The organism is Arthrobacter sp. YA7-1, from assembly GCF_025960325.1.
In the GTDB taxonomy this organism is placed as follows: domain Bacteria; phylum Actinomycetota; class Actinomycetes; order Actinomycetales; family Micrococcaceae; genus Arthrobacter; species Arthrobacter bambusae_A.
Window position 1 is genome coordinate 407,839 of sequence record NZ_CP110114.1, and the last position, 17,862, is coordinate 425,700.

The 17,862-nt window shown below is 64.6% G+C and carries 19 protein-coding genes; 6 read left to right on the forward strand and 13 right to left on the reverse strand.

The window, feature by feature from the left end; genetic code table 11:
- Positions 1-118: 118 nt before the first annotated feature.
- Positions 119-1,630, forward strand: coding sequence for a helix-turn-helix transcriptional regulator (locus OIT41_RS02005; RefSeq protein ID WP_264637304.1), 1,512 nt, complete (start codon positions 119-121; stop codon positions 1,628-1,630).
- 127 nt (positions 1,631-1,757) lie between these two features.
- Here the strand turns inward: OIT41_RS02005 and OIT41_RS02010 are convergent, their stop codons facing one another.
- The 5 genes from OIT41_RS02010 to OIT41_RS02030 all read right to left on the reverse strand — a co-directional run bounded on the left by OIT41_RS02010 (position 1,758) and on the right by OIT41_RS02030 (position 4,965).
- Positions 1,758-2,351 carry a dihydrofolate reductase family protein gene (locus OIT41_RS02010; protein WP_264637305.1) on the reverse strand — a complete coding sequence of 198 codons (594 nt, stop codon included), beginning with the start codon at positions 2,349-2,351 and terminating at the stop codon, positions 1,758-1,760.
- A gap of 56 nt (positions 2,352-2,407) precedes the next feature.
- Positions 2,408-2,941, reverse strand: coding sequence for a DUF6036 family nucleotidyltransferase (locus tag OIT41_RS02015; protein WP_264637306.1), 534 nt, complete (start codon positions 2,939-2,941; stop codon positions 2,408-2,410).
- 31 nt (positions 2,942-2,972) lie between these two features.
- Positions 2,973-3,338: an iron chaperone gene (locus OIT41_RS02020; protein ID WP_241711077.1), complete on the reverse strand. Its 366-nt coding sequence runs from the start codon at positions 3,336-3,338 to the stop codon at positions 2,973-2,975.
- 191 nt (positions 3,339-3,529) lie between these two features.
- On the reverse strand, positions 3,530-4,540 hold the full coding sequence (locus tag OIT41_RS02025) for a DDE-type integrase/transposase/recombinase (RefSeq protein ID WP_241711093.1): 1,011 nt from the start codon (positions 4,538-4,540) through the stop codon (positions 3,530-3,532).
- Between the two features lie 20 nt (positions 4,541-4,560).
- Positions 4,561-4,965 carry a hypothetical protein gene (locus OIT41_RS02030; protein ID WP_264637180.1) on the reverse strand — a complete coding sequence of 135 codons (405 nt, stop codon included), beginning with the start codon at positions 4,963-4,965 and terminating at the stop codon, positions 4,561-4,563.
- Between the two features lie 274 nt (positions 4,966-5,239).
- On the opposite strand from OIT41_RS02030, the gene OIT41_RS02035 reads away from it, so the two are divergent.
- The 3 genes from OIT41_RS02035 to OIT41_RS02045 all read left to right on the forward strand — a co-directional run bounded on the left by OIT41_RS02035 (position 5,240) and on the right by OIT41_RS02045 (position 8,252).
- Positions 5,240-5,941 (forward strand): queuosine precursor transporter, encoded by a 702-nt coding sequence (locus tag OIT41_RS02035; protein ID WP_078106703.1) that lies wholly within the window; start codon positions 5,240-5,242, stop codon positions 5,939-5,941.
- Between the two features lie 116 nt (positions 5,942-6,057).
- A complete protein-coding gene (locus OIT41_RS02040; RefSeq protein WP_264637307.1) occupies positions 6,058-6,744 on the forward strand; it encodes an ABC transporter ATP-binding protein in 687 nt (228 codons plus the stop codon).
- A 2-nt stretch (positions 6,745-6,746) separates the two neighbouring features.
- Complete coding sequence (locus OIT41_RS02045; RefSeq protein WP_264637913.1) at positions 6,747-8,252, forward strand: DUF6297 family protein; 1,506 nt, start codon at positions 6,747-6,749, stop codon at positions 8,250-8,252.
- 32 nt (positions 8,253-8,284) lie between these two features.
- Here OIT41_RS02045 and tgt read toward each other — a convergent pair whose 3' ends face one another.
- The 6 genes from tgt to OIT41_RS02075 all read right to left on the reverse strand — a co-directional run bounded on the left by tgt (position 8,285) and on the right by OIT41_RS02075 (position 14,566).
- Entirely contained in the window at positions 8,285-9,601 is a 1,317-nt protein-coding gene (tgt, locus tag OIT41_RS02050; RefSeq protein ID WP_264637914.1) for a tRNA guanosine(34) transglycosylase Tgt, read from the reverse strand.
- Between the two features lie 51 nt (positions 9,602-9,652).
- Positions 9,653-10,378 carry an SRPBCC family protein gene (locus tag OIT41_RS02055; RefSeq protein ID WP_241710696.1) on the reverse strand — a complete coding sequence of 242 codons (726 nt, stop codon included), beginning with the start codon at positions 10,376-10,378 and terminating at the stop codon, positions 9,653-9,655.
- A 61-nt stretch (positions 10,379-10,439) separates the two neighbouring features.
- Positions 10,440-11,471: a DUF6707 family protein gene (locus tag OIT41_RS02060; protein WP_241710695.1), complete on the reverse strand. Its 1,032-nt coding sequence runs from the start codon at positions 11,469-11,471 to the stop codon at positions 10,440-10,442.
- A gap of 102 nt (positions 11,472-11,573) precedes the next feature.
- The gene (locus tag OIT41_RS02065) at positions 11,574-12,113 is read right to left on the reverse strand and encodes an NUDIX hydrolase family protein (protein WP_059388553.1); all 540 of its coding nucleotides are present in this window, start codon (positions 12,111-12,113) and stop codon (positions 11,574-11,576) included.
- A gap of 297 nt (positions 12,114-12,410) precedes the next feature.
- Entirely contained in the window at positions 12,411-13,679 is a 1,269-nt protein-coding gene (locus tag OIT41_RS02070) for an IS110 family transposase (RefSeq protein ID WP_413542300.1), read from the reverse strand.
- A gap of 218 nt (positions 13,680-13,897) precedes the next feature.
- Positions 13,898-14,566 carry a VOC family protein gene (locus tag OIT41_RS02075; protein ID WP_264637309.1) on the reverse strand — a complete coding sequence of 223 codons (669 nt, stop codon included), beginning with the start codon at positions 14,564-14,566 and terminating at the stop codon, positions 13,898-13,900.
- 59 nt (positions 14,567-14,625) lie between these two features.
- Between OIT41_RS02075 and OIT41_RS02080 the strand changes: the two genes are divergently transcribed.
- On the forward strand, positions 14,626-15,228 hold the full coding sequence (locus OIT41_RS02080; protein WP_241710693.1) for a YdeI/OmpD-associated family protein: 603 nt from the start codon (positions 14,626-14,628) through the stop codon (positions 15,226-15,228).
- Between the two features lie 8 nt (positions 15,229-15,236).
- Here the strand turns inward: OIT41_RS02080 and OIT41_RS02085 are convergent, their stop codons facing one another.
- Together OIT41_RS02085 and OIT41_RS02090 are read right to left on the reverse strand one after the other, a co-directional pair.
- On the reverse strand, positions 15,237-15,746 hold the full coding sequence (locus OIT41_RS02085; RefSeq protein WP_264637310.1) for a hypothetical protein: 510 nt from the start codon (positions 15,744-15,746) through the stop codon (positions 15,237-15,239).
- A gap of 29 nt (positions 15,747-15,775) precedes the next feature.
- On the reverse strand, positions 15,776-16,960 hold the full coding sequence (locus tag OIT41_RS02090) for a glycoside hydrolase family 76 protein (protein ID WP_264637311.1): 1,185 nt from the start codon (positions 16,958-16,960) through the stop codon (positions 15,776-15,778).
- A gap of 110 nt (positions 16,961-17,070) precedes the next feature.
- Between OIT41_RS02090 and OIT41_RS02095 the strand changes: the two genes are divergently transcribed.
- Positions 17,071-17,862, forward strand: coding sequence for a 3-hydroxyacyl-CoA dehydrogenase (locus tag OIT41_RS02095; protein WP_241710690.1), 792 nt, complete (start codon positions 17,071-17,073; stop codon positions 17,860-17,862).

The window sequence follows — 17,862 nt, forward strand, 5'->3', positions numbered from 1 at the left end:
GAGTTTGCCGCCCCGGCCGGCCTTGGCTGCGCCATTGCAGATCATTCCGACCGGGACTTCGTGGTTATTACTTTTCAGCACTTCCACGAGGCTTTCTAGATGGAAACCATGGAAAGAAATGCACTTCTTCGCGTATCCTCAAGAAATGTCACCTGTGAGCTGGAACCGCGAAGTACCGTCGCCGTCGTCGTCTGCTTCCACCGCCGAGCTGGACGTGATCAGCCTGGGGCGCCGCGTGCGGTATCTGCGCAAGCAGGCCGGGCTGACCCTCGACGACGTGAGCGTCGCCGTCGGGACCGCACCGAGCCAGCTGAGCCTCATTGAGAACGGCAAGCGGGAGCCCAAACTGGGCCTGCTGACGCAGCTCGCCGCGGCACTGAATGTCGGCATCGAACAGCTCCTCGGGGCCGAACCGCCCAGCCGCCGCGCGGCCCTGGAAATCGAGCTGGAACGGTACCAGCGCGGGCCCCTGTACGAGTCGCTGAACCTGCCCAAAGTCCGCGTCAGCGCGCGGCTTCCGCTCGATGTCCTCGAGTCGCAAGTGGGCCTCCTGCAGGAGCTTGAACGCAAGCTCAACGAGCAGGTTGCGACGCCGGAAGAGGCTCGGCGCGCGAACGGCGAACTGCGTGCCATGATGCGGGAGCGCGGCAACTACTTTCCGGAGTACGAGGCCGAAGCGCAAAAGGTCCTCAAAGGCGTTGGCTACACGACCGGACCCTTGAGCCAGCACGTCATTGCGGACATCGCGGACCACCTCGGATTCACCCTGCACCACGTGGGCGACCTGCCCCATTCCACCCGTTCAGTGACTGATCTAAAGAATCACCGAATTTATCTCACGCAAAGCCAACGGCAGGACCACGATCCCCGCTCGGTCCTCCTGCAGGCCCTGGGGCACTACGTCCTGGGCCACGAAACGCCCAAGAACTACGGCGACTTCCTGGCGCAGCGCGTCGCGACCAACTATTTTGCCGCGGCGCTCCTCCTGCCCGAGAACGCCACCCTCGAGTTCCTGCAGAAGGCGAAAGCTGCCAAGGAGATCGCGGTCGAGGACATCCGGGACGCCTTCGCCGTCTCCTATGAAACTGCGGCCCACCGGTTCACCAACCTCGCGACGAAGCACTTGGGAATCACCACACATTTCCAGAAAACCCACCAGAGCGGCATCATCTACAAGGCCTACGAGAACGACGGCGTGGCGTTCCCCCAGGACCACACCGGCGCCATCGAGGGCCAGCCGGCGTGCAAAGCATGGACTTCGCGGGCGGTGTTCGACGTTCCCGACAAGTTCAGCGCCTACAGCCAATACACGGACACCGTCTCAGGCACCTATTGGTGCACGGCGCGGACCGAGCGCTCGGCGGCGGGCGAGTTCTCGCTCAGCATCGGCGTGCCGTACCAGCACGTGAAGTGGTTCCGCGGGAGGGAGACGACGGCGCGGGCTACTTCGACGTGCCCGGACCCGAACTGCTGCAAGCGCCCGCCGGCGTCGTTGGCTTCTTCCTGGGCAGGCAACGCCTGGCCGTCCGCGCGCGCCCATTCGCACCTGTTGGCCGCCATGCCCCCGGGTGCGTTCCCCGGCGTCGACGAGACCGAGGTGTACGCGTTCCTCGAGGCCCACTCTGGGTAGTTTCCGGGCTGTTGCAACGGGGGGCGCGTCACGCTGCGCGACTTTTTGGATTCCTTTGGGTTTGACAACCGCGGAATTCCGCGGCTTGGCTCGTGGCACGGACTCAAAAAGCTGCCCTGCGTGACGCCTACTCCTTGAGGACCGGATAGCTCAAGTGGGTGACGCCAACGCCCTCGACGACGGTCGGGTTGCCCAAAGTGAGCGGCACGTTCTCAACGCGATCGAACATCCGGATACCGGATCCGAGCAGCAGCGGAACCAGGTCGATGCGGATCTCGTCGAGCAAACCGGCATCGAGGCACTGCCGAATGGTGTCCGGCCCGTGCATGCCGACGATCTTGTCGCCAGCGGCCGCCTTTGCCTGCCCGACAGCGCTTTCCAGCCCGTCGGTGACGAAATGCACCGCGGAGTCGGAACGGGGCCACCCCTCGGGCATCTGATGAGTCACGACGTACGCGGGCACGCCGAACGGGTGCTGGCCGCCCCAAGCGTCGGCCCGGTCGGAGGTGCGTCTCCCGGTGAGCATCGCACCCACCTCACCCATCAAGGTCCGTAGGTGTTGGGCACTCGCTTCGGAAACATGGAATGTGAAGCCCGGGTTGAAGGTAGGGACGTCGACGTCGCCTGCGAAGTACCAGTCGAAGACCTCGTCGACACCATCCTCAAGGTCCGCCACGTAGCCGTCGAGGGACATCGACATGAATGCCACTACCTTGGTCATTAGCTTGCTCCTTCGGGTTGGGACGGGTTTGGGCACGGGCCTGGGCCCGGACAGGGTCAGACGGACATGGCCCAGGACAGGGCCGCATCGCGGCGAGGCTCGGACGGGTCGATCAGCCTGATTCTGTCCACGAGCCGGACGCGGTCGACGAGGGATGACTCGATAAGTGCCAGAACGAACGCGTGGTCTTTGGGGCGTGCCGCAATGAGCTTCGCCGCGCAGAGATCGTAGGGATCCAGGCAAAGCCCGGTGCTGTTGCGGGTCTGCTCATTGCGCACACCAACAAGGCGGTACTCCCAGTCCTCCGGGAGCACGGCAGTCTCCCTTTCGGCAGCCTGGACGTAGAACCCGAACTCCTTGTGGAAGGGTGACCACTCACCAAGGGCGGAGTCGGTGCTGTCCGCAAGCGTGCCGGCGTCGTCGTCGGAAAACGGGGCGATGTCGACGGCATCCGACATGGTGATCGACGCAGGCAACTGGTCCTCCGTGAACGATCCCAGAATTGACTGGCTGCCGATCACGATCACCCGGTCGCCGTGGATGATATCCGTGGCGGCCCGGATGGCGTGCTCAAGCTCATCGCGGCGCATGGCTGTACCGTACCCCCGCGCTGCCTGGTTGTCAGTAGCCGTTCCGTTGCCGCCCGCGCTCAGCCAGCAGGGTCGCCACTTTTTCGATGAGCTCATACGGCATCGGCTTGCCCAAGGGGAATTTCAAGGTGCCTTTCGCCGCCCGGAAAGGGGCGATTTCGCGCTTGAAGTCCTCGCCGCCGTCGGGCACTGGATAGACGGAAATATGGTGCTTCCACGCCGCGAAGTACACCACGTAATGGCCGTCGAGCGTGATGGTGGGGATACCGTAACTGATCCTGTCCTCCGCTCCAGGCACTGCTGCCAAGGCCCGTCGCCGGATCTCCTGAAGGATGGTTTGCACCTCGTCAGGGCGCGACGCGATGTATTCGTCCACCGTGTCAAAGTGCTCCACCATGTGCTTCCCCTGATCCGTTTCGTGTCCCGCCGGTTCTGGACCAAGCTTGCACTACCCCGCGCCGCCCTGCCAGAGGGCATCGAAGCGACGCCACTCCGACGCTCGCTCACTTACATCGGGTTTTGGCGGGTCGCTCGCTCACTTACATCGGGTTTTGGCGGGTCGCTCGAAAGTTGTCAAGCTGTGTGGAGTCACTGGGCTGGTTTTTGGGGTGTTTTGGTCTGGGGGAGGTTGATCCCGGCGTGTGTGGCGGGGGCCGGTGTGCTGGGTCGTTGGCGGAATCTTCCCGGGTGTAGTTCGTAGTAGTCCTGGTGGACTTTGTCTCGCTTGTTCCAGAGTTCTTTCCACGAGCCGTCGTGGACTTGTGATGGTGTGAACAGCGCGATGCCGGAGTGTTTGTGATCGGTGCTGTACCAATGCACGTAGCCGGTGAGGTACTCCCTGGCAGCCTTGAGATCGTCAAAGGTCCGGGGGTAGCCGGGCCGGTATTTCATCGTTCGAAACCCTGACTCCGAGAAGGGATTGTCGTTGGAGACGTACGGGCGGTTATGGCTGAGTTCCACGCCGTGGGCGGTGAGGGTCTCACGGAGCAGGTTTGATCTCATGGCCGGGCCTGAATCGGCATGCACGGTGTCCGGGGCGCCGTGCCGGGCGATGGCCGTCTTGAACATGTCCGCGGCGAGGTGGTCGGACTCGCGTTCCTCCACCCGCCAGCCGACGATCTGCCGGGAGAAGATGTCCATGATGGAGTACACCTTGAAAACCTTCCCCTGCCACTTGGAATAGACGTCGGTGATGTCCCAGGACCAGACCTGGCAGGGTCCGGAGGCCTTGAGCACCGGCTTCTCAAGAGAACCACGCGTGCCCCCACGCTTGCGCGGGATGGTTGGGCGGGCCTGCTGGTCCTCGTACTCTGCCGCGATCCGCCACCAGGTGCGGTTGGAGGCGAGCAGCACGCCGTTGTCCCAGGCCGTGGCGAAGGAATGGTCAACGGAGTTGCCCTTCTCCCAGCCGGCCAGGATGAGCCCCAGGATCCGGTCCTGATGTGCGGTGCTGATCCGGGATTCGTAGGCCCGGTCGCTCTGGTGGATCGGGTCCTGCACCGCAGGACGGGGATTGAACCGGTAATGCCAGGTCCCGCGCGACACGCCCGCAAGCACGAGCGCTGTCCGCTGGGAGCCGGTGATCACATGCAGCGCCAAGACCAGACTGTTCTCGGCCGCTATGAATCCTTCTGAGCGCTCGTCGGGGTTGTATCGGGCTCGGGCACGCTCAACTCGTGCAAGAGCCCGATAGCTTTTCCCAGCGCGGAATTCGTATCCTCCAGCTCCTGCACCCGCTTCTGGAGTTTTTCGACTTCGGCACGGTGGGCAGCCATTTCCTTCGCGCGTGCTTTTTCAAACGCGGAGAGCTCACGATTCGTTGGGACCATGCCTCCATGCTCCCGCGGAATCAGGCCACGGTCGATATCGCCCTGGACCATCATCTTGCGCCACCTGCGGAACGTCCATTCCGAAACCGACGTCGAGGCCAGCCACACCTTCCTCGTCCCGTGCGGCTGCAAATAGTACTCATGCATGAACTCACGGATCTCTTCACGCGTAAAACCCTTGCTATCAACGGCCATCGCCGGCTCCTTCAATCAACAGGTAATGAATGACTCACAACCAGCTTGACGATGAGGGGCTCGCTCACTTACATCGGGTTTTGGCGGGACGCTCGCTCACTTGATCTGATGGAGGGTTGTGGGCGGTGGTGAGTTTCCGGACAATTCTCGATTCCTCGATGCGAGAATAGGGGAGGCTCCGCGGTTTTGCTGGCGGGTCCACCACCAGTGCTAATACAGCGGGGCGCCGTGCCAACTCCGGCCGCCTGCGCGAACCACTACGAACGGACAAGCGATGACGTCAGCATCAGAATCCCAGACCCTGAGTAAACCCGCGCCGCGCTTCGCGTCAATAGGCTCCCCATACTTCGGCATCATGCTGGCATGCATGGCCGTCGTGCTGATCCTGTCCAACATCGGCGCTGCTAAGGGGGTCGTCTTCGGCCCGATCATCACTGATGGCGGATTTTTCCTCTTCCCGCTTGCCTACATTCTTGGCGACGTGATGAGTGAGATCTATGGATTCAAGGTTGCCCGCAAAGCAATCATTACCTCGTTTGCACTGTCAGCATTCGCATCGCTCTGCTACTGGATCATCATCGCGCTGCCTGGCTTCAACGACGATTACGGCAACGCCAAGCAGGCTGCCATTGAAGGAGCGCTGGGGCCGGTTCCTCAGATCGTCCTGGCTTCGCTTCTAGCATTCCTGGCCGGCCAGACCATCAACTCCCTGATCCTGGTCAAGATGAAAGCCCGTTCGGGTGAGAGAACTCTCTGGGCTCGGCTCATGGGTTCATCCGGGGTGGGGGAATTCGTGGACACGCTCATCTTCTGCAGCATCGCGGCCTCGGTCATCGGCATTACGGACTTCGGAAGCTTCGTCAATTACGTGCTGGTGGGCTTTGTATACAAGGTCGGTGTCCAATACATCCTTGTTCCCGTGACGTCCTTGGTCATTGGCTGGATCAAGAAGCGCGAGCCCAGCTACTGGGCCTGAGCGGGCGTTGGTCCGGGACGCGATATATGTGAGCGGGCGTTGGTCCGGGACGCGCTATATGTGAGCGGGCGTTGTCGGCTCAGGGGAACCGCAGGGAAATCCGGTAGTTTCAGAGGATGAAGCTGGGAAAAGCCGTGCTGACGGCCGAGAATCTTGTTGCAGGCTATGGAGAGCACGCAGTGTGCGGGCCGCTCGACGTCGAGGTTTTCCCCGGGCAGGTGCTTGGGATGGTGGGCGAAAACGGTGCCGGCAAGTCCACACTGCTCCGCACGATGATCGGCGCACAGGCCGCCATTGAGGGCGAGGCGCACGTGCTTGGCTTGATGCCGGACGACCGTTCGGCCCTTTTTCGCAGCAAGGTTTCGGTGCTGCTGGACGAGGATGCCTACTTTGATTCGCTCACGGTCCGCGAGCACCTCTCCTTGGTGGCCCGCGGCCATGGACTCGCCAACCCGGATGCTGCTGTGGAGGACGAGATCGGCTTCTTCGAGCTTCAAACCGTGGCGGACGCCTTTCCCGATCAACTTTCCTCGGGACAGCGCCGCAAGCTCCTCCTGGCCTCGGCGTTCATCCGGCCCTTCGAACTGCTGGTCCTGGACGAACCGGAGCAGCGGCTCGATACCCGCATGCGCGGCCTGCTTGCGCAGCGGATCGCCAAGACTGCCAAGAAGAGTGCCGCCGTCGTGATGGTCACGCACGATGCGGACGTCGCCCAAGCGGCGTGTACCCGGGCGGTAATAGTCGACGACGGCGGTGCGCGCTTGGTGAGTACCGACGACGCCGTGGCGAGGATTCGCCGGTGAGCATGTCCACTGCTGCCGTAGAGCAGCCGCAGTTCGTCGCCTTCGACCCCGAGAGAGCTACCCGCAAGGTCATTCGTCCGCGCGGCCAGTCGTTGCTTTCCAGGCTCAACGAGCTGTACATCCAATTCCTGACGTTCGGCGTCGGCTTGATCTACGCCATCGGCCTCCTCAACGGGCTCACTGCCGCAGCGGAGCATGGGTTCGGCGGCCACCTGATTTCGACCAGCTACGGCGTGGTTCCTGTCGAATACGGTCTAGTGGCCGGGTTTGGGCTCTTGGGCCTCGCCGCCTATTGGGTGGCGGGCAGGCTCGGGCCACTGGCCATCACGGCGAATCAGCGGCACTGGTGGTACTCGCTGGCCATCAACCGCGAACCCCTCCTGGCCCGGTCCTTGCGCCGGGCAGTCGGGGCTGCCGCCGTCGTCGGGGCCCTGACCACCATTCCTGTCGCGGTCATCAGTGGTTCGGATGCAGTGGTGTTTGCCGGGCGCGTCCTGGCAGGGGCGCTCACCGGCGCGGCTATTCTCGCGCTGGCTGCGTTCGCCCAGACACGTACACGGGCGGTGGCTGGGCAAGGTAGACCGATGAGCTGGCTGTTGGGAGCGGCTTCGGCGGCACTCGGCGCGATGCTGTTCGGGACGCTTCACGGCAGCTGGATCTTTGCCGTCGCCCCTGCTGTCGCCTTGGTCGCCTCGGCGCTCGGCATGCGGAACAAGCTCTCCAGCGTCCGCACGACCTCGCTGCTCAAGGCCGGGTCCGCGAGGGGACATGTCCAGGCTGCGCTGACGCTCATGGACACCGGGGAGCTCAGTGCCTCTCTTTCCAGCGGCGGCAAGCGAAGCCGGGTCAAGCTCCCGGGCACGCCCCGCACCGCAGCGGGCGCGCTCTTCCACGCGGAGGCAACCGTACTCGCCCGTCAGCCCGGCCGGCTGTGGCGCTGGGGCCTGGGTCTCGCAGTCGTTCCCCTGACCGGGCTGGTTCGGACGTTCGATTCGCCCATCATCCTGCTTCCCGTGCTGCTCGCCGCGGCGATCTTCTCGTCCACAGCGGCGGCCGGGCCCCTTTGGCAGTTGCGCATGGCCCCCAGCCTCGACGCACTCCTGCCGATTTCCAGGACAGCCTCGCGCTGGGTCCACGTCGCGCTGCCGGTCATGCTGATGGGGGTGTGGACGACGGCGGCTGCCGGATTCTTCGTGCTGGCCGGCGGCTTCCGGGTGGAGCTCCTTGTCCTGGGCGCGGCGGCAGGCGGCGGTTTGGGAGCGGGGATGCTGCGACGGGCCTTCCGCCAGCAGGAAGACCTGACCAAACTGGTGTACCTGATGCAGCTTGGACGCAGCGGACCGGCCATGCTCGGAACCAGGATCCGAGGCTACGTGTTGTGCCTCTTCGCCCTGGCACCTTTGGCCCTGGGCATGCTCTTCAACGCCCCGGAACTGCTGGTGACGCCGGCCGTCGTGCTCAATGTGGTGCTCCTGGTGATCGGCGTGACGACGGCGGACCGTCCCTGAGGGGGCTCCCCGACGGGAAGCGACGGGGAGGGCTACGAGTAGTACCGCCCCAAGGTCTCGGCCTTGAACTCGAAGAAGTCCCCGGATTCGATGGCGAGGCGGGCGTCGTCCACCATCTTCACCACGAAGCGCTCGTTGTGGATGGAGATGAGCGTGGCCGAGACCATCTCATGGGCCTTGTACAAGTGGTGGATGTATGCGCGCGAATAGTTGGCACAGGTGTAGCAATCGCAACCGTCCTGCAAGGGGCCGAAATCCGATTTGTAGCGTGCTCCGGACAGGTTGTACCGGCCGGTAGGAGTGTAAAAGGCCGAGTTGCGGGCCACCCGGGTGGGGGAGACGCAATCAAAGGTGTCGGCGCCGTTTTCGATGGCCGTGAAGATGTCGTCGGGCTCGGAGATCCCCAGGAGGTGGCGGGGCTTGTTCTCGGGAAGTTCTTCGTTGCACCAACGCACGATGGTGCCGAGGTTCTCCTTCTCCAAGGCGCCGCCGATGCCGAAACCGTCAAACGGCATGCCGCCAAGGTCCCGGCAGGCTTTGCGACGAAGATCCTCGTACTGCGCCCCCTGGATGACGCCGAACAGGGCTTGGTACGGCTTGCCCACCCGTGAAGCTGTCAGCCGCTCATGCTCCACCACGCAGCGCTCGGCCCAGCGTCGCGTGCGCTCCAGGGATTCCTCCTGGTAGCCCCGGGAGTTCTGCAGTGTGGTCAGCTCGTCGAAGGCGAACATGATGTCGGCGCCGATCTGGTGCTGCACCCGCATGGAGATTTCCGGCGAGAATCGGTGCCGGTCCCCGTTCAAGTGCGACTTGAACCAGACGCCGTCCTCGTCCACATGCGCCAGCCGCTCCTTGCCCGGGGCCACGGCGTCGTCAGGACCGGACGCGTCAACGGAGGTCATGTCGATGACCTTCTTGAATCCCGAACCGAGGCTCATCACCTGGAATCCGCCCGAGTCCGTGAACGTGGGTCCGTCCCAGTTCATGAACGCACCGAGCCCTCCGGCCGCGTCCAGGATCTCCGGCCCCGGCTGCAGGTACAGGTGGTAGGCGTTGGCCAGCAAAGCCTGCGCGCCGAGCTCCTTCATGGATTCGGGCAGAACTGCTTTTACCGTGGCTTTGGTCCCGACGGCGATGAACGCCGGCGTCTGGATCTGGCCGTGCGGTGTGGTGATAGTGCCGGTTCTACCCAGGAACTCTCCGCGCTTGCCGCCGTCGGCGTTCACAAGGCCCGACGACGGCGGGCGCGTTTCGCTGAGCCGCGCACCCACCTCGAAGGAAAACGAGGACTGCTGGGCAGCCCTGAGCACGGACGGGTTGGACTCGGAGCTGGACCCGGAATGAGGCATGGAAGAATGGGCTGGCACCGTTACAGTCTGCCAGCCCTGGAGCGAGAATCGTCAGTGCGAGTGCACCTCTGAGGGGTAGTTCTCAGCCTTCCAACCGTCCCAACGGGAACGGATCGACTCCAGGCTGGCCGCGCCGAGGTCGTAGGTCGAAGCGATCACGATAGTGCCGCCGTCGGGCCTCTTCTCCGGAATCACCGGCTGGTCAGCCACAATCAACAGCCCGTCCCCGTGGTCCGCGTAACTGTGCACGGTGAGGCCTACCTGGTGGTTGCTCCGGAACCAGACCCTGCCGGTGAGGGACTCGCCCGTGGGAAGCGTGAGCGAGTATTCCTCGCCAGGTGCCGGTACGTCGGCCAGGCCGAGCTTCTGGATGCCGGAGCCGCTACCGCCGGGCAGGGAAACAAAATGCGTACGCCGGTGCCCATGCGGATGGCGTTCCAGGGCGAATCGGAGCTGGTGGAGGAACGTCAGCCAACCTTGGGTGATGTCCTCGTCCCACGCGGCCCATTCGGAATCGTGATCCAGGGCGGCCCGGGTCACACGGACCTCGGTGCCACCGCTGACCGGGGTGAGTTCGAAGACGTCCCCGCCATTCACGGTGAGGCTTGTGTGGTCGGGACCCTCGACCACGTTGGCGGTGAAGTAGATCTGGTTGATTTCGTCGCCAAGCTCGTCGGCCTCCCAGCCGTGCCACTGAGCTACGAGCGACGGTTCGCGCAGCGAAGTCCAAACTTGCTGCGCGTCGGCATTAACAACAACGCTCAGATTGTTCGTCATGGCCCGAATCTACCGCCGTTGGAGCGAACGCGACAGGTCTTGCGGAATCCTCCGATAGCGCCTAAGCCCGGACCGCCTCGAGTTCATTCGCGATCCGGTGATCGAGTTCGCCCACGCCGATGGTGTTCGAACCACCGTGTGAGCGGAGGAACAGCAGGGTTTCGAGCCTGAGCAACCGCCATTCGCGCTCGGCATCGCGGTTCCCGTTGTCGATGGAGCGGAAGATTTCCTTGTCGTACAGGTTCGGTTCGTTGAGCGCGCGCTGGCGCACTTTGGCGGCGATCCTGGCCTTGAACGGGTCGGTTTCCACCGTGTCCGGAGCTTGAAGGAGCTGGTCGTAGACGTCCGCGCGTTCCGGTTGGCCGAGTTCACGGCATATGAAGCTGGAAAGTGCAAGGGAACGTTCAACGGACATCCAGCGATCGCGGTTTCCGTCGTAGGGGAGCACGTTGAGGATATCGGCCACCGCGAGGGCGTGGTCCGGATCCCGCAGCTCGATGAAGAGATCGTGGGCCAGGTCGCTCAGATCCCGCAAGCAGCTTCCCGACTTCGTGTTGATCCCCTTCACGAGGCGTTCGCTCAACACCGCCACGCCGTTCCTGCCAGGGTGTACTTCCGCAGCGGCGGCCACGACGTCCTCGGGCGAGCCTGTCGGTTCGGGGATCAGCGCGAGCTGCGCAGGATCCGGCCCTGCCGCTCGGCTGACAGTCGGTGCCAGCGCGGGCAAAGGAGGCACGACGACGGCGGGAACCCCCTCATCGGGTGAGTCACCGCCGTCGGAGGTAACGGCGTCGGGCGCGTCACCGGGGTCCGGTTCCTCCAGCGGGGCTGGATCTTCCTCCGCCACGGCGTCGACGTCGTCGGGAACGGCGGCTTCTCCCACCGGGACGCTGGACCCGATCGCGATCCGTACGTTCCCGCCGTCGGCTGTTGTCACCAGGATGAGCGCAGGCACGCCAAAATCGTCGAGTTCGATCTCGATGTGCGTGATTTGCTCCGCGGGACCATCCCCAGGGAGGAACACGTGGTCCCCGATTTGCAGGGCCCCAGCTTGCTTTTCACGATACTGCTGGTCGGCCGGGCTGTGAGTCATCGGAAGTCCTTTGGTTCTCTTGGGGTCCGCCCAACAGTCTATAAAACCCGCCCGACAAATCGGGGAGGTGGCTACTGCCCGCCGCTACTGTCCGCAGCGCTGCTACTGTCCGACGCCGGCGAAAGCCAGAGCCTGGCGCACCAGATTGCCACGGCCGCCACTGAATTCCTGCTGGACGTCGTCGCTCAAGATCTCCTGCGGAGTCATCCAGGTCAGCTCAAGCGCGTCCTGGCGCGGTTCGCACTCGCCCGTGACCGGGATGACGTAGACGAGCGACACGGCGTGTTGGCGGTCGTCCGTGAAACCGGTCTGCGACGGCGCCGGGAAGTATTCGGCCACCGTGAACGGCACCGGACTGACGGGCAGTTGCGGGAATGCCAGCGGGCCTAGGTCCTTTTCCATGTGCCGCAGCAGCGCGGCGCGGATTGTTTCGCGGTACAGCACGCGGCCGGACACGAAGGAACGGACCATGGTGCCGTCGGCGTCGCCCTGGAGCAGGGTACCTACCTCGTTGACGAATCCGAGCGGATCCAGACGCACGGGAACCGCCTCCACGTAAACCATGGGGAGGCGGCCGCGGGCTTCGAAGAGGTCTTCATCGGAAAGCCAGCCGGAGTACGGGTCAGGGGTACGAACACTCATGGTTAAGTTCTACCCCATCCCATGCCGTTCCATGCCGTACGAATCAGACAGCGAGGATTGCGTCGAGCCCAACCCGGGACGCTCGCTCACGTATGTCGTCGAATTGAGCGACGCTCCCTCACGTATGCGGCCAACATGGGATCCCGCGCTTAGATGAGGTGAGCGGGCGTTGGGGGGTGTCCCTATGTTTTTGTCAAGCATTGGGACGGGTTTTTCTTCGAGATGGTGGCGGATCGTTTTTGGGGCAGGGATGAATGGCCGGCGGGGGTTTGCCCGGCCGGCTGATGCCTCTGGCCTCTAGGCTGTCGCGGGGCTCGGCGCGTCGTAGAGCGTGCCGTCCCGGAGCATCGCGAAGAGGACGTCGCAGCGGCGCCGGGCGAGGGCGATTAGCGCCTGGTTGTGGCGTTTGCCCTCGGCGCGCTTCCGGTCGTAGTACGCCCGTGACAGCGGGTCCTTCAACGCCGCGAATGAGGAGAGGAAGAAGGCCCGTTTGAGGCTTTTGTTGCCCTTCTTGGACGGGTGGTCGCCGCGGATCGAGGTTCCCGACCGCCAGGTCACTGGGGCGAGTCCGGCGTAGGAGGCGAGGTGTCCGGCGGACTTGAATTCCTTGCCCGCAATCTCGGTGAGGATGCGCGCTTCCGTCCTGACCCCGACCGCCGGCATGGAGGTCAGGACGGTGTGAAGAGGGTGGGCCTCCACAAGTGCTTCGACCTGGGTGAGGATCTCGTCTCGGGCGGTGCGCAGCTGCTTGAGCATGGCCGCCAGTTGGGGCAGGACGATGCCTGCGGCGTTGGTGCCGGCGACCACGACGGTCTGCTCTCCCAACGCGGTGAAGACGTCCGCCGCCCAGCCTTTCCCGGCCCGCGGCGCATGGCGGGACAGGAGGGTGGTGACCCGGTTCTGGCCGGCTTTGCGCAGCGTCTCCGGCGTCGGGTATTTGATCAGCAGTTCGGCCATGGCAGGGTGGTCCAGGTGCTTGCCGATGACTCGTTCCAGGGCAGGGTGGACCTGGGTCAGGAGCCCGCGGATCCGGTTGGAGGTGGCCGTGGCCTGCTTGGCCAGATCGTCATCAAAACCGCACAGCATCGACAGCTCCGCGGCCTGCTCGTCGGCGACCACGATGGAGCGTAGGGTGTGCGGCAGGGACCGGGCGGCTTCGGCAATTATTGCTGCGTCTCGGGCGTCCGTTTTGGCCTCGCCTGGGTGTAGGTCCGCGATGCGCCGCATGGCCAGACCGGGCAGGTAGCCGACCATGATGCCTTCCGCCTGAGCCACAGCGACGGGCAGGGCGCCGATGGTGGAGGGCTGGTCAACGACCAACAATACGCGTCCGTTGCCGGCGACGGAGCGGATGATGGCTTGCAGTTTTGCCTCGTCCTGGGGCAGCGCCCGGTCGAGGATCTTCTTGCCCTGGCGGTCGATGCCGACCGCGTGGTGATGGCTCTTGCCGACGTCAACACCGATGAAGATGTCGACGAGTTCATGGTCTTTGATCAACGCAAACCTCCCAGAATTTGTGTCCGTCAAATCTGTGTTGGCATGTCCTGCGGCGGCAAGGCTCGGCATCCACGTTACGGCTGACCTACGCGGTGTTTCATTGCGCTGGTCCGGTCCCCATTAGCGATCCCCTGGCGCCTATCGAATCCCGGTGACAACACCCCCCGGATCATTGATGACTGGGGGACTTAATCATGCCGGGACCGACAGGCCAACAACCCCAATTCTTACTCGTTAAGGGCTGCTAAAAAGGTAACGAGGGCCCGCAGAGGTGAGCGGGCGTTGGGTTAGCGGCCCTGGGTCACACTGATGGTTCCGCCGCGCGGGCCAGCAACCGACAGGACCGAGCCGGCCCGGGCTGCCTTGAGTCCGGCGGCCGCGAGCCGGGCCTCAAGGGCTGCGGGGTCGCCGTCGTACTCGAAAGCGAGGCCTCCCGCGGCTGTCTCCGGAGACTCAAGGACCAACAGGATGCCGCCGTTCTTCGTACTGAAATCCGCGAAGTCCGGAGACGCCCGCCGCGGCCGCGCGCCGATGTTGCCCAATTCCCGCGCGGCCCCGGGCACATCAGGCGTGAGCCAGGTCCCGACGACGGCGAGCCCCGGGTCCGCGTCCGGGCTCGTCGTTCGGCTGCTCGCCTTGTCGGCGAGGAACGTGAAGCCGTCCTCGGCGGTGACGCGGACCGCCTGCCCGTGATCGGCGTCGACAAGTTCGGCGCGCGTTCCGTCGGCCACGGTGCGTCGGGCGAACTCCGCCAGGTCTCCGACCTCGACGCCGAATACTGTAGTTCCGTCGTCGGGCGAGTCAGCGGAGGTACTGTGCAAGGCCACGCGGCCCGAGCCGGCGTCGAACTCCACCCAGTCGCCGTGGTCCCCGACGCACACGAGGCCTAGCGCGCCAAGAAGGTGCTTCCAGCCGGCGACGTCGGACGTGAACTGGATGGGGCGGACGCGCAGCATGGATCCTCCGGCAGCTGAGTGGGCTTTCGCCACAGCCTAGCTGGCACCAGAATGGGCCCATGGCTGTTGAACTCGAAGAACTGATCGTCAAAGATGCTGCCGAGTGGCGGTCCTGGCTCGAAAAGAACGGTGCCGATAGCCCTGGCGTCTGGCTCGTGCTGCACAAGAAGGGCGGCAAGGTGACGGAACTGGATTATGCCGCTGCCTTGGATGAGGCGCTTTGTTTCGGTTGGATCGACGGCCAAGGCAGAAGGCGCGACGACGAAAGCGTCTTCCAACGCATGACCCGCCGCGGCCCCAAAAGCCCCTGGTCCAAACGGAACGTGGGCCACATCGCCCGCCTCGAAGCCGAGGGCAAGATGACCCCGGCCGGATGGGCCGCCGTCGACGGCGCCAAGGCGGACGGGCGTTGGGAAGCTGCCTACGTTGGCCAGGCGGACGCGGAAGTCCCCGAGGATCTCGCGGCCGCGATCGCCGCCGTTCCCGAGGCCCAGGCGATGTTCGATGCGTTGACGGCGGTCAACCGCTTTGCCCTGATCTACCGCACCAACTCGGTGAAGAGGGCGGAAACCCGGGCTAGGAAGATCGCCGGTTTTGTCGAGATGTTGGCACGGCAGGAGACGCCGTATCCGCAGAAGAAAAAGCCCGTGGTAGCAGAATAGCCGGGGACTTACTCGGGCTTCCCGGCCGACAGCGCAACGATCCAGCCTGGCGTGTCTTCCCCGAGCCGCTTGTCGAGGGTGACCCTGGCCTTGGCAGCGGCGATCTGCACCTTGCGATCCTCGGCGCCCACCGAGGCCGGACGCTGGGAGGAGACGACGGCGCGGGTTTCGGATGCCGTTGCGGCTGCCAGGAGCGCATCCTCAGTGCCGACTTTGAGGAGCGCGAGTTCCTCCCGCGACGCGAGCTCGCTGTGGCCCAGAATCTCGATGGCCTTCTGGCCCATTTCGGCCTCGGAGCGGCTGCGGGACAGGGACGCGTCGAGGGCCCATTGAGCGCGGCGCCACCATTCGGACCGGTTGTCCGCCCGGGCCTTCTGCCGCAGGGACAGGAGGCCGACGATCGCCGCAACGATTGCCGCGACGAGGACGGCGAGCGGGCTGAGCGCGCCAAGGATCTGCCACCATTCCGGCGGCGCACCGACCACGGTGACAGGTATCGGGCTCGGGATCGGGTTCACAGCTCCAGACTAGGCCCCGGCACCGACAATTATTGGACGCGCGCGGCGGCTTCCAGCACCATCCACGCCTGCAGCTGGGTGGAAAGTTCGACGGCGGTGCCCGGCGCGTAGGTCTCGGCCGCGGGGCGCTGTGGTTCCGTCGAGAAGACGAGCCAGCCGTCGTCGTCGTCGTCGTCGTCGTTTCCGGATATCCGGTTGGCAGCGTCGGTGCGCATCGTCCGTCCCGCCCACAGAGCCTCCGCGGTATCGAGCACGAGCTGGCTCGCGGTCGCCTGTGCAACGCGGGGCAACCGCGCGTCGGCGGCGGCGAGCGCGAGGTAACGGACGAGGATTCCGGTGAAGAGGCCGCCGTCGCCGGTGCCTTCGCCGCGAAGAACCAGTTTCCCTGGGCCGTCCAGTCCGGAGACGGTCAGATGCTCGGCCACCGAGCCCACCAATGCGGCTGCGCGGGCCAGGTTCGCATCTCCACCCAACTCCAACAAGGCGCCGAGCACAGGGCCCTGGTTATAGGTGTAGACCTCCTGCGCGAGGGCGAGCTTGCCCTCCTTGATCCAAGCGCCGTCGAGGTACAGGCCTCGGCTGGGTTCGAAGAGCGTGGTGTTGAGCCAGTCCAGGAGCCCTTGGGCCCGCTTCCGCTTGCCTGTCCGGGCGAAGTGCAAGGCCACGGGCGCCGTGGCCGGGGTGTTCTTGAAATCGCGTTTGGTGCTCCAGAAAGTGCCGCCGCCCATGTCGTCTGTGGAGGCCGACTCGAACTGCGTAGAGAGGCTTTTCTGCAACCGGGCGTTGCGTCGTCGGCCCCGCTTGTGCACCCGCTCGGCCAAGGCGTCCAGACGCAGCGTGGCGAGGGCTAGCCAGGCCATGTCGTCGTAATAGCTGTTCACGTAGCGAAGGAAATTGCGCAAGCGGATGGTGGTGACCAGGCGTGAAGCCAACCGGCCAGCGCTCGGGCGATCACCGCCGTCGAACCTTGCTCCCGAGGCCAGTTCGCGCAACCCGGTGTCCACGAGGCAATCGACGTAGTGCGCCTGCCACCAGTAGTTCCACGGTTGACCCGGAAACCGGCTGGAGGGCCGGATCGGCGCCGCGAGGTGGGTTCCGGGAAGGAAGAGGAGGCGCCGCCCGAAATACCGGGTCACCGAGCGTGCGGCGTGGTCGGCTCGCGCGGCCCAATCCGTTGTTCCGGGGGTGCGCTGCTGCGCGTCGGGGGCGGACATGGTGACAGCCTAACGCCGTGTGCTTGGCCGCAAGCCCCTCCCCAGTGCACAATCAAAGTGATTCAGTTAACATTCATTAACGGATTTTGGTTCTGCATCGAGGAGGATGAATGGACATCAAGGGCGCAGTTGCGTTGATAACCGGCGGGGCTTCGGGTTTGGGGGCCGCAACCGCAAGGCGATTGCTCGACGCCGGAGCATCGGTGGTGCTTCTTGACCTCCATTCTTCTCCGGGCGAGTCCCTCGCTGCCGAACTCAATGCCTCGGGGGCCGAGGGCAGGGCCGTGTTCGTCCCCGCCGACGTCACCAATGAAGAACAAGTGCAGGCCGCCGTCGACACTGCCGTCGCGCTGGGCCCGCTCCGGATCCTCGTCAACTGCGCCGGCGTCGCAACCCCGGGCAAAGTCCTCGGCAAAGACGGCGTGCTGCCGCTCGAGAACTTCAACAGGGTCATCCAGATCAACCTCGTGGGCACCTTCAACGTGATCCGCCTGGCTGCCGCCGCGATGGCCCGGAACGAGCCCGCGTCTACCGAACTCGGCGGCGAGGAACGCGGCGTCATCATCAACACGGCCTCCGTGGCAGCCTTCGACGGCCAGATCGGGCAGCCTGCGTATGCGGCGTCCAAGGGAGCCGTGGCGGCGATGACGTTGCCGTTGGCCCGTGAATTTGCGCGCTCGCTTGTACGTGTCGTGGCCATTGCACCGGGCATCTTCGAAACACCCATGCTGGCCGGCCTGCCCCAGGACGCACAGCTCTCCCTAGGCCAGCAGGTACCGCACCCCGCCCGGCTTGGCCGCCCGGCCGAGTACGCCAACCTCGTGGCGCACATCGTGGAAAACGCCATGCTCAACGGCGAAACCATCCGCCTCGACGGCGCTATCCGGATGGCACCGAAGTGA